The following is a 12,557-nucleotide window of genomic DNA, read 5'->3' on the forward strand; positions in this document are numbered from 1 at the left end:
GTCAATTAATAAGAGCCTAGTCAATAAGCCTTTTTAAATTCAAGAGGACATTTTTAGACAATAACATATTGCCAATTATTTTCAAATCTTTCTTTAAAAATTTCAAAATCGCAATAATAACTTTCGAAACGAAAATTATAAATTCTTTACCTTGATAATTCTTAATTTGATTCGCTATTTCTTAAGAAACATTATCGGATGTCATTGTTGGATTTTGCAAAATCATGGTTTCGCTTTTTTGTGTCCAAGCTTGGAAAAAAAACTAGAATATTAATTGCAAAAAATAATATTATCCTTTTTTCATATTATTCTATCATATATAAACCGTCTTCTAGTTTTTTTTCCTTTGGAAGATACAAATAACACATGCATGAATAAAATGCTTCATCACCATCTTCGTCAGTATAGTCAAAAGTTAAACCTGACTTACCTCTATAAGGAAACTCCAGTGTTCTTTGCATAAAAACCAAGATTCTACCATCTGCATAAAATTTCATTTTATAATCATTGAGCTCGTTAAATTTTTTATTTTTTATTTTTAGCCCATTATCATAGTGCTCCCATACCTCCGATATGCTTTTTGAGTTTCTGTAATACATTTGTGAGTCTATAAATTCCGAACCAAAATTTAATTTGGCAAATGCATCAGCATCTTCACTTTCATAAATTTTCTGATACATATTATGTAATTCTAACGCTTTCTTTTCTAACAATTCTTGATCTAGTTTGGTTAAATCTTGTCCTTTCGTCCATCCTTCAAGTTCATAAGGAACTTCTGCTCGAAACTCAAAGGTATATTCATAATAAGGTTTACCAGAAGCGATGAATTTGCCATTTTTATCGTTTAAGCTTTTGTGTTGCATTAATACGACTTCGTCTTTTAACTTTTGTTCGCCCTTTTTATCCATTTGGATAATTTTAATACTTACACTTGTGAAGTCTGTCAAAGTGGTTACTGTTGCTTCATCACCACCATAGCTTTCTTTCATTAAATCACCAGTGGGATACAAGCGATAAGTTAATTTTTGAGTGCCACTTTTTAGAATACCATGATTAATTTCTATAGGTGTAGCTTCATTTGACAGTTCATAATCTTCGTAAACAGGATAATCGTTTACTAAAACTTCAATAACACAATTTGCTTTGCCTAAACGTATATAGTAAATAGGTTCTTTAGGGTAATGTTTTACTTTTTTAGTTAATTTTGAAACAAAGTTCTTGCTATTAATATCTGGATTTTGCATGATGGAAATTTTTTCTTTATAATTTGTGACTGCAGATTTTTTTTCTTGACCGCAAGCAAATAGGATACTAATTGCAAAAAATAAAATTAAACTTTTTTTCATATTTAGATTACCCAGCTACATATAAGCCATTTTCTAGTCTTTTGCCTTCTGGTAACGACAAGTCTATCCCTGACAACATTGAGCTATTTACTCCGGATTCATTTATGTATTTCATATTAAACATCCCAAAACCTCTAAACTCTATATTTAAATTTTTTTGCATTAACATTAAAATTTTTTTATCTCCAAAAAAAACAATTTTATATTGATCAATGCTTTCAAAAGTTTTATTTTTTACTAACAGGATTTTTAAAACTTCATTCCACATTTCAGTTATATCTTCTTTATTATAATAATACACTAAAGCTTGACGTTTTATTGCATTGAACTCAATTTTAGCTAAAGCATCTGCATCTTGGTTTTCATAAATTTTTTGATACATATTATGAAAATCTAAGGCTTTTTTTTCTAGCATTTTTTCATCTAACTTAGTTAAATCTTGTCCTTTTGTCCAACCTTCTAAATTGTAAGGAACTTCTGCCTGAAACTCAAAGGTATATTCATAATATGGTTTACCAGAAGCTACGAATTTACCGCTTTTATCGCTTAAGCTGTTGTGTTGCATTACTACCACTTCATCTTTTAACTTTTGTTCTCCTTTGTTGTCCATCTGGATAATTTTAATGCTTACACTCGTAAAATCTGTTAAAGTAGTTACTGTTTCTTCATCACCACCATAGCTTTCTTTCATTAAATCGCCAGTTGGATACAATCGATAGGTTAATTTTTGTTTGCCAGATTTTAATATACAGTGATTAATTTCTATAGGCGTTGCATAATTGGATAATTCATAGTCATTATGAATAGGGTAATCATTTACTAAAACTTCAATAACACAATTGGCTTTTCCTATACGCATATAATAAATAGGCTCTTTATGGTAATGTTTTACTTTTTCCAATAATTTTAAAACAAAGTTCTTGCTATTAATATCTGGATTTTGAATGATGAAAAGTTTTTCTTTATCACTTGTGATTGCAGATTTTTTTTCTTGACCACACGCAAATAGAATACTAATTGCAAAAAATAACGTTAGACTTTTTTTCATATTTAGATTACTCAGCGATATATAAACCGTCTTCTAGTCTTTTGCCTTCTGGTAAATATAACATTACACGAGGCATGTTTACTGCATCATTACCTTCACTGTTTTTAAAAAATATCCTTACCGCACTTCCTCCCCGGTAGGGATATTCCAAAGAGTTGTATAATAAATAAACAATTTTACCATCTCCAAAAAAAACTTTGGTATAATTATTTATTGTATCCAACTTCATGTTTTTTTCATTCAAATCTAAAAGTAATTCAGCTTTTAAATTTTTTATTCTATTGTCGTTCTTGAATAACGAAATGGCATTTCTTTTTTCTAAACCAAAGTTAAGTTTTGCGTAATTATTTGAATCACTATTTAATAACACATCCGCATAATCTTTATATGCTTCAAGGCACTTTTTTTCTAATAATTTTTGGTCTAACTTGGTTAGATCTTGTCCATTGGTCCAACCTTCCACTTCGTAAGGAACTTCTGCTTGAAATTCAAAGGTATATTCGTAATAAGGTTTACCGGAAGCGATGAATTTGCCATTTTTATCATTTAAACTGTTGTGTTGCATAACTACAACTTCGTCTTTCAACTTTTGCTGTCCTTTGTTATCGATTTGGATAATTTTAATACTTACACTGGTTAAATCGGTTAAAGTAGTTACTGTTGCTTCACCACCACCATAGCTTTCTTTCATTAAATCGCCAGTTGGATACAATCGATAGGTTAATTTTTGCTTACCAGATTTTAAAATGCCATAATTAATTTCAATAGGTGTAACTGTATTAGATAATTCATAATCATCATAAATTAAATAGTCATTTAGTAAAATTTCAACTACGCAATTGGCTTTTCCTAAACGCATATAATATATAGGCTCTTTAGGATAACGCTTTACATTTTCTAAAATTTTTTGTTCAAAATTATCAAATGTTATGTCTTTATAAGTTGGGTTTATTTTTAAATTTTGCATAGTAAATATTTCTATATTACTTGTGGTGTTTGACTTTTTTTCTTGACCGCAAGCAATTAGAATACTAATTGCAAAAAATAAAATTAATCCTTTGTTCATTTATTCTATCATATATAAACCATCTTCTAATTTTTTACCTTGAGGAAGGTATAAATAAATATTCAATGAGTAATACGATTCGATATTTTCATCGTCTAAATATTCGAAAAAAAATATTCCCAATCCTCTGTAGGGGTATTCTAAAGATTTTTGTTTTAAAGCTACAATTTTCCCATCACCAAAAAAATCTTTTTTATAATGCGTAGCATCTATAAATTTTTTGTTTTTTGTTTTTAAAAAAGTCAAATATTCATTCCATAGATTTATGTTTTCTTTTTCACTTTTATAATAGGCTTGAGAAATAATTGCTTCTAAACCAAAATTCGATTTCGCTAATGCATCTGCATCTACGTTTCCGTAAATTTTTTGATAATTTTGATGAAATTCTAAGGCCTTTTTTTCTAGTAACTTTTGATCAAGTTTGGTTAAATCTTCTCCGTTTGCCCAACCTTTAATGTCGTATGGAACTTCTGCTTGAAACTCAAAGGTATATTCATAATACGCTTTGCCAGAAGCTATAAATTTACCGCTATTATCGTTTAAGCTGCTGTGTTGCATTATTACCACTTCATCTTTTAATTTTTGTTCTCCATTGTTATCCATCTGGATAATTTTAATGCTTACACTCGTTAAATCTGTTAAAGTGGTTACTGTTGCTTCATCGCCACCATAACTTTCTTTCATTAAATCGCCAGTAGGATACAAACGGTAGGTTAGTTTTTGTTTACCAGATCTTAAAATTCCTCTATTAATGCGGATAGGAGTTGCATAATTAGAAAGTTCATAATCTTCATGAATAGGTAAATCGTTCACTAAAACTTCAATAACACAATTTTCTTTACCTAATCGTATATAATAAATAGGTTCTTTAGGGTAATGTTTCACTTTTTCAGTTAATTTTGAAACAAAGTTTTGAGCGTTGATATCTGGGTTTTGCATGATGGAAATTTTTTCTTTATCACTTGTGATTGCAGATTTTTTTTCTTTACCGCAAGCAACTAGAATACTAATTGCAAAAAATAACGTTAAACTTTTTTTCATTTATTCTATCATATAAAAATCATCTTCTAGTGGTTTGCCTTCTGGTAAAGACAAGTCTAAACCTGACAAATTAGAGTTTTTAAATCTCGATTCATCTATGTAATCCATCTAAAATACTCACTAGCCTCTATTCAATATCTAAGTCTTTTTGCATTATCGTTAATATTTTATTGTTTACAAAAAAATGAAATTTCTATTATTTAAGCTTTTTCTAGATTGTATTTTTAAAGAACTAAAATATTCATTATAAAGAACATTTTTGATTTTATCACCTTAATAACCAGCTTCCGAAGTTATAATTCTAACTTTAAGAACATTATAGTAAAACCACAGCTTAATTATCTAAAAAAAACGGGTTTTGATTTTTCAAATGCTACTAATAAAGGGAAAGAAAATTCATTGTTATTTTTGTTTTTAAAAATCAATATTGGATCGTTATTAATCCGTGTTAAATTACAAACTTTTTTATTGTCATATATAATTAAAATAGGGTCAATTGGAAACTCCTGTAATTCAAAATCACCCTCTTTTAGACGAAATAACATTTTTGAAAGTCCTTCTAGATTGTTTGAACCTTTTGAATATGTTGCTTCATCAATTTCATCAAATCTAAACTTTAATAGTTTATAAATGTTTTCAATGTCCTTTTCCTTAAAGAAATTATATATGCTTTTATAAAATAAAATTATTTCTTCTTTCTTTTCTTTTATTTCATCAAAATAATACAATTCTTTTAATGCGAATGGTACCCTGGCAATAAAAAAGTCACTTTTCTCAATAACTGGAATTTTTAAATCAGGTAGACTTTGATTAATAAAACTGAAAGATTCTACAATATCCTCATAATCAGTTGCAGAAGAGTCGTAAGAGAATATTTTTATCTCAATAAAAGAATCTAATCTAAAACTAACTTCTCCTTTTAAAGGCAAAACTCTAACTTTAACATTCTGTTTACCGCTTTTTAAAATAAAGTGATTTATGGGTATTTGAGAAGAAACCGAACCTCCTTCAGAATGTATATAAGCGGGTAAATCGTTTATGTAAATCTCATAATTACATATAGCAGATTTAAAGCTAACCAAATATAATGGGCTTTTAAAATTATTCATTATAATATTTTTTAAATAAAGGATCTTCTTTTGGGTTGTGATAACCAAAAATTAGTTTTTCATTAAACGCGCTATTTGATATAATGACTAAATCATTACTAAATGAAGTTTCATCAATAATCACTGTGAATTTATATATGTAACCATTTATGTTCCATACAAAATATAACGGGTAGGTTATATACTCGTCATCAAATTCATCTTTTTTAATGTTTATGTAATCCTTCTCAAAGTTTTTTAAGATCACTTTTACTTTTTCGTCTGTTGCATTGTTAATGACACTATCGTAACTAATTTGATCTGGGTTACCCAATTTCTCTTTTAACTTCTTTAAAACATTAAATGTTTCCAAATTTTCTAACGCTACATTTACAAAAACAATTTTGTTATCATTTTCTACTATTCTACCACCTGAACTTTTTTCAATTTTAAAATTGCTGAAATTAAATAATTTTTCATCTCGCTCTTCTGTTAAGGAATAGATCGTAGATATAATCCCGTTATTGTGAAGTTCCGCCTCTACTTTATCTCCTTTCCTTCTTAACTCCCAATATCCATTTTGAGTTTGCACACCAGAAATATTTAATTTATTCAGAGTACTATTAACTTCTGTTTTATTTTCTATTTCGGACAAATCGAATGTTCCACCTTCTTGGCAGCTCATCATCACAAGTAAAATCATTACAAATAAATTTTTCATAAAATCAATTAATAAGGGCCTAATAAATAAGCCTTTTTAAATTCCACAGGACATTTTTGGACAATTACATATTGCCCATTATTTTCAAACGTCTCTTTAAAAACTCCAAATTTTATTGAAGCTATAACCACATATTTTGCTACAATTCCACCGAATTCTAACTCTGGATAACCTACAACGCCGTCTTTTGCAATTTCTGCCTTAATTCCAGCACTTAAATACGTATTTGCATTTGCTTTTGCGGACCCATCAAATCCTGCTATTCCATATTCTGCAGTTGCCCACGCTTTCAACTCTAATGTAACCTGCACCTTACCTTCTACCGCTAACTTTCCCTTTGTGTTTTTTGGAGTTAAAGTATTACCGCTAATTTCTCCACTAACATTGATACTACCATTAAATATAACTTCAAATTTAATTCCTACATTACCTTCTAAATGTTTTGAAATAAAATTAATTACTTTCCCAGCTCCGGGGCAGATTGCATTTGCTCCGAACTCTGTCACAATTTGCCATAAGTCAATTATAATATCTGCATCAATCAAAGGTTTAGTCTCTATTCCAAATTTTATATTTGTTCCTATCTGATTTTTATATTCGTCTACTTTTTCTAAAAACCATTGAATTGAAATCGCTACAGCTGGAGGCTTTATCTCAAAACTAAATTTACCCCCGTTTACCGGAGAATTCGTTATTGAATCAGCAATTTTCTTCAGCCTAACAAAATTACTTAAAGTTTTTGCGATTTTTTCACCAAATTCAGTTCCAATTTCTAATTTTCTACGCTTTTCATCCCATTCTGCTTCTAAAGACAGTTCGAAAGATTGGTCCATTTCGCCATCTTCACGAGCGAAATCTCCATCTACTACAGATCCTATGGCTTTTTTTCTTCCATTTTTTATACTAAATGGATGCATTTTATTACCATAGGTATAAGCAAATGATTGCTTGTGGTTCCACTTAAACTCCAAAGTCCACTTTATATCTGGATAGGCTTTAATTTGTAGCGTACTTTGTGGATTTTCAGAATAGTATCGACAAGAATTAACGTAAATATTATAGTATTCGGCAGAATCAATACCAGCTCCTTTCGCGCCATTTATTAAATTCCACCTTGGCCATATATACTGCATTGGAGCAGGGTTTATGACTGATAAAGCAGAATGAATAGGTGCCACCAAAGAACTTCCTGCTTTTATAAGAGGCGTCTTATATTCTGATGATGTTACTTTTATTTGTTTTATATGTTTTTCCTTATCTCTAAAACAAGCGTTTGTTTGAAAAGCCGTTATATCAATAAGTATATCTTTGTTTTGACTTGGAGCAATGGTTTCAAAAATTATAGTTTTAGCATCATGTCCGAAGTACTGAAACGAAATATCAACTCTTCTAGCTTCAATATATTTTTTCTCATCTTTATATTTCAAATTGTCTGCCCCACCTTTATTGTCAGTTGCATTTATTTCTCCTTTACCTTTTGAAACAATCCTTCTGACATCTAATTTTCCATCAGTAAAAAATTTTCGCACTGCATCACTCCTATTTTGTGAAAGGGATTGATTGTATTTCATTTTTCCAATTACACAGGCATATCCTTCAATTGTAATTGTTGAATGTTCGTGTTCCAGTAAAAAATTTAATGTGTTATTTAATTTAGTATTTCCATCTTTAGTAATAACATCGCTATCAAAGTCAAAAAATATTGTTTTTGTGATCTTTCGTTCCGGATTATTTACTCCTTTTAACGCTTTCCCATTGTCAAAAACCTGTGTCTTAGTCTGAACGATTTTACCATCTTTCTTATTCGTTTCTGTAAGATAAATTTGTTCAAATTTACAAGGCTCGTAACGTACTGCCTTTACATTTGGCTGCCCTGTTTTTGAAGCAGTATTATTTACAGGTGCTTGAGGGCTATTAGCAATTAACTTATTTTTAATTCTTAGATATCTAGCGTGTGCTGCATCTTTATTACTGTCCAAAATATATTTACCTGTTGCCTGATCTTTTACTTTAATATAAAATTTTTCTTCCGACTGAATATTACTAATTAATCCCTGCCAGGCAGAAGTGTTTTTTATTTCTAAATTTACTTCGCCATCTCTAACTTTCACATTAGTAAAAGTAAAAATCAATTTATCACTAATCAGTTTTTGAAGATTATATACCTCAACAATCAATCTATCTCCATTTAACCCTTCAGTTGACAAATTTAAATGAATAACATTTCCATATGAAAATAGTGTAGTTTTCCTTACATCTTTTCCATCAATTGTTGTGCACCATTTACTAGACACAATGCTTTTATCACACAACCCGCTAATATACAATCCAGCAAGACTTGAATCAGTTTTTCCAGAAAAACTCGCTTCCAAATAGTAGCTATAAGATCCGCATAATTTTTTGGGCAATTTTATTGCATAGATCTTATTCGCTGGAATTATTTTTTTCCAAATAATTATTTTTCTATCGTGTTCTTGCCAAATCCATGAGATATCTTTCTTCTTATCTTCTGCAGTTGTGCCGGTAATCCACTCGTTCACTTTAAACCAAACGAATTCATCTGGCGGAATAACCATTTTTAATGCGAGATTTGAAAGGGTTTTAAAGACTTTACCCTCGCCTGTCCACCTTATTTTTTTTACACCCTTTGCCATACTTACTTAGAATTGTATTCAATATTATCATGTTTTAAAGGCTCTTGATCCATTTTTTTGATATTCACCATAGGGTTTAATTGACTATGAACTTCTTCATTTGCGTTTTTTGCATTCTGAGAAGATCCTTCAGTTTTTTGACCATGCTTAGTAATGGAAATACAATCTGGTCCGCCAATAGGACAAGTAGCTTTACTGTCTTCCAAAAGAATTTTTCCTTTGTTAGAAAGTACTACCTTATCGTAAACACCACTCCATTTTGTAATGACAGCCATACAGGGTAAAAAATCACTACTAGTAGGTTGCAATTTGCACTTGCCAAAGGTGTTTTTTTCCAATGTTTGACCTATTTCCTTATCTGTAGCAATGAGTTTTTTGGAAGCGTCTTTGTCGTTTGCATAATCTTTAGTTTGTGTTAAAACTTTCAGTTTATCCTTTTTTGGCTCCACGCTAAATTTACATTGGCATTCTGCTCCTTGCACTACAATATGTTTTTCTGCCATGGTACTTATTTCTTCTGTTAAAAATACAAATTTGGTTTTATAAAACAATAGCTTTTCTGTTTTCTAAAAATTTATAAAAGCGAAACTACAACTTGAACTTTCTTCTCTTCGTTTGTCTTTACAGAACATTCTAAAAAGAGCGATTCAATTCCATTTGTCTTACTGTTTAAAAAATATAAGGATCTGAATTTTCCGTCTGCAATATCTTCGCCTGGATACAGTGTTCCATAATAGGGAATATTCATCTCGTTTTCTAAATCGGTTTTAGAGCGTTCGTCTGCTAAAATGCCGTTTTGCTCAATTCGTATTAAATTATAATCGTCTAAAAATTCATTTATTTTCTGTTCCACATTATACACTAACGCATCACAGTTTGTCAGTAGAGGAAATAAAGCATGAGTTTCTATATGAAGTTTATTTGTGTAATAAATATAAATAGTATTAAAATAGCTTTTCAAAAACCAATCTTTCTTTAGAGAATTCACCAGACTTGCTTCTTCTTCTAGTGTTTCTTCATTTAAAAGTAGGTATTGTTCAACCCACTCTCCTTCGTATTCGTCTAAAATTTTCTTTTTTACCTTTTTCCAACGGGTTTTAATTGCTTTGTAATTGCTAATTCCTGTCCAATTTCCCTCGTCATTTACAACTACTTCTAAAGGATATAAAACAGCATTTGTTTTTTCTGCTAATTCATCCGCGATAGTCGAAGTTTCTTCATCATTTATAAATGTTTTCGAAATTCGATTAATTTCAAATATAAAATCTCCTTCTGACGTAAGTCTTTTGAATGCCACGCTACATTCAAACTTAAGCGTATTTTCTTCCTTCCCACTTAAAATTGTATACATCACTCCGAAATTATTGCTAACTTGAGCAGGTTTCATAGCCAAATGATAAGGCCTTTCAAACGGAACTTTTGGAATTAGCGATAATTCTTCTTGATTATATGTTGGATAAATAAATAACTCCACTAGGTTTCTAGGGAATTCAATTCCAATATATTCTTCAGTTTCACAAAAAATATTGTGAAAACTTTTTACTTCATGTGAAGATTTATCTAACTTTTTAGCAATACTTTCAAGAGTATCTCCTTGTTGTATTTTGTATTTTTTATATTTTGGTTTCAACTAATTCTAATTTTTATACTCCCACATATTATCTAAATCTATTTTTCTAATAGGGAATTCTTTTTCTTCTTGTTTTAATATTAAGTTGCGATTGGTTAAATCTTCATTCATTCGTAATACTATTTCTATAGGTTTGGTTTCATCAACTTGTTTGAATAAATTGAAAACTTCTTCTTCGTCAAAGTATTTAACTTGAAAGATAGTTTGAATTCCTTTATTGTTTTCAAAAGCAAATGATAATAAGCGAGGGATTCCCCTTTCCTTAAATTCATTTTGTGTATCTACCCCATTAAAAATAGTTTCTAACTCCCCATTAAACATATCTATTCTAATTCTTTCAAAAGAATGATTAGGAATTTCTATTCTAGTTCTCCAAGTGTATTTTTTGCGGTAAACATCCCAAATGTCATATTGGATACCATTTTTTTTCATATTTTCATAAGCTTCTGGAGCAGATTCCATAATGTCAAAATACTCTTTTTCAGTTAATGAAGGATTGCCTGGAACAAATACTTTTAAATCAATGTGTGTTTCTTCTGCTTGAAAACGAGCTATTTCTATTTGCTGGTCGTCTCCATACATCCACACCACCACCACACCACCAGGAGCGCAACCTACTCTTACTTCAGAATAAGTTGATGGCAAATTATTTCTCCAGCTTATAGTACCTTTTTCAAATAATTCTTTTATTCGTGCTACAGGTAAATCCCAGCTGCCTTGGTAAAATTTATTTTCTAAATAAGAGGCCCAAGTAATGGCTAATTTTACAGGGACTGCTTTTAAATTTGCTCCTTGCGAGTGAAAAGGACCACTATTACCCCAACCATTTTTATTTATACCTGAACCTGGTATATATGAAGAATTACCATCTTCAAGAGTGATACGACTACTAACCATTTCTGTAGGATATAATTCAGGAGCATTTGAGGTAGGAATCCATTCGTATTTTTTCATGGTTGTGTTTTGGCAAGATGATAAAAATAAAGTAAATAGTAACAATATAAAAGCTGTATTTTTCATGAATTTGATTCCTTTTCCCTAATTCTATCATACATACCCATAGCATCGGTAAATTTCTCTATAGGCATACCTAGTGCTATTTCTTTACTGTTGTAATAGAGTTTGTTCTTTTCGAGTACAAAACCTTTTTCTTTGTTGGTTGGGCAACTGGCTAGCTGCATGCACGCTAATAATACTGTTATGATTTTAATTACTTTCATTTAATCTGTTCTATTCCACCAAATAACTATGTGTTGAATACAATCTAAATCACCTACATCTTCTCTTTTTGGTTCACTCCAATCGAACTCATCCATGTTTGAAAACCTCTGAAAAGTTACATTTAAATCACTGGACTTTCTTATCCATCGTGACCATTGGGGAGAATCTCCTGGTGGGTCATAATCTGAATTATCGATACCTAACCCTTTAATCCCTTTTTTCCAATCTGTATTGCCTATTTGTTTTAAATTGATAGTTTTTCCGTTATAGGTAAAATTGCCCTTATATTCTTTTTTAGGTCTTCTTTCATATACGGCTATATCATTTTCTCTTCTATTTAATATTTCTTTAGTGGGCGGATGACCATATTGTTCATCTCTTGTTTTTACTAATCCCAAATCTAATTCTCTATATTTTGTTATATGTAAGGTTTGAACAAATATATTTCCTACTATATTCGTTTCTGGATAAGCAGCTAAACTAAAGCCTAGTTCATCCCAAATAAAAAATTTACTTATTCGTAAAGATGTTTTATCTTCTTTGATACTATCATATTTGCCATATTTAGAAGTTATTTCTTCCATGGAAAAAACTTTTTCGTAACTTTCATTATTATCTTCAATTAATTTACCAGTTTTTTTATCTATTTTCATTTTTATTAGAAAAAAATAATTATTTTCTGAATGTTTATTAACACTTATAAGCTTAGTTTTCCAATAATAGTCTTTTATAACACTTCCCC

Annotated in this window: 12 protein-coding genes; all 12 read right to left on the bottom strand. The window is 30.0% G+C overall.

From position 1 onward, the window contains the following. Positions 1–305: 305 nt before the first annotated feature. Entirely contained in the window at positions 306–1,346 is a 1,041-nt protein-coding gene (locus ACFSX9_RS05745; RefSeq protein WP_379805571.1) for a hypothetical protein, read from the bottom strand. Between the two features lie 7 nt (positions 1,347–1,353). Beyond that, complete coding sequence (locus tag ACFSX9_RS05750) at positions 1,354–2,394, bottom strand: NADPH-dependent FMN reductase family protein (RefSeq protein WP_379805573.1); 1,041 nt, start codon at positions 2,392–2,394, stop codon at positions 1,354–1,356. Between the two features lie 7 nt (positions 2,395–2,401). Next, a complete protein-coding gene (locus ACFSX9_RS05755; RefSeq protein ID WP_379805575.1) occupies positions 2,402–3,460 on the bottom strand; it encodes a hypothetical protein in 1,059 nt (352 codons plus the stop codon). After that, positions 3,461–4,501 carry a hypothetical protein gene (locus ACFSX9_RS05760; protein ID WP_379805577.1) on the bottom strand — a complete coding sequence of 347 codons (1,041 nt, stop codon included), beginning with the start codon at positions 4,499–4,501 and terminating at the stop codon, positions 3,461–3,463. It abuts the gene before it with no gap. A 338-nt stretch (positions 4,502–4,839) separates the two neighbouring features. Further along, positions 4,840–5,610, bottom strand: a complete 771-nt coding sequence (locus ACFSX9_RS05765) for a hypothetical protein (RefSeq protein WP_379805579.1) — start codon at positions 5,608–5,610, stop codon at positions 4,840–4,842. Next, a complete protein-coding gene (locus ACFSX9_RS05770) occupies positions 5,603–6,310 on the bottom strand; it encodes a hypothetical protein (RefSeq protein WP_379805581.1) in 708 nt (235 codons plus the stop codon). The genes ACFSX9_RS05765 and ACFSX9_RS05770 overlap by 8 nt, the downstream gene beginning before the upstream one ends. Positions 6,311–6,318: 8 nt before the next feature. Beyond that, positions 6,319–8,886, bottom strand: a complete 2,568-nt coding sequence (locus tag ACFSX9_RS05775; RefSeq protein WP_379805583.1) for an OmpA family protein — start codon at positions 8,884–8,886, stop codon at positions 6,319–6,321. A gap of 80 nt (positions 8,887–8,966) precedes the next feature. Continuing rightward, the gene (locus ACFSX9_RS05780; RefSeq protein ID WP_379805585.1) at positions 8,967–9,467 is read right to left on the bottom strand and encodes a DUF4280 domain-containing protein; all 501 of its coding nucleotides are present in this window, start codon (positions 9,465–9,467) and stop codon (positions 8,967–8,969) included. Between the two features lie 71 nt (positions 9,468–9,538). Further along, positions 9,539–10,594 (bottom strand): hypothetical protein, encoded by a 1,056-nt coding sequence (locus ACFSX9_RS05785; RefSeq protein WP_379805587.1) that lies wholly within the window; start codon positions 10,592–10,594, stop codon positions 9,539–9,541. A 6-nt stretch (positions 10,595–10,600) separates the two neighbouring features. Then, positions 10,601–11,548 carry a DUF2931 family protein gene (locus tag ACFSX9_RS05790; RefSeq protein WP_379805589.1) on the bottom strand — a complete coding sequence of 316 codons (948 nt, stop codon included), beginning with the start codon at positions 11,546–11,548 and terminating at the stop codon, positions 10,601–10,603. Between the two features lie 62 nt (positions 11,549–11,610). After that, a complete protein-coding gene (locus ACFSX9_RS05795) occupies positions 11,611–11,814 on the bottom strand; it encodes a hypothetical protein (protein ID WP_379805591.1) in 204 nt (67 codons plus the stop codon). Then, positions 11,815–12,557, bottom strand: a 743-nt coding sequence (locus ACFSX9_RS05800) for a DUF7738 domain-containing protein (protein WP_379805593.1), incomplete at its 5' end; no start/stop codon positions are given. It abuts the gene before it with no gap.

It is taken from the genome of Flavobacterium ardleyense (genome assembly GCF_042686085.1).
GTDB lineage: Bacteria > Bacteroidota > Bacteroidia > Flavobacteriales > Flavobacteriaceae > Flavobacterium > Flavobacterium ardleyense.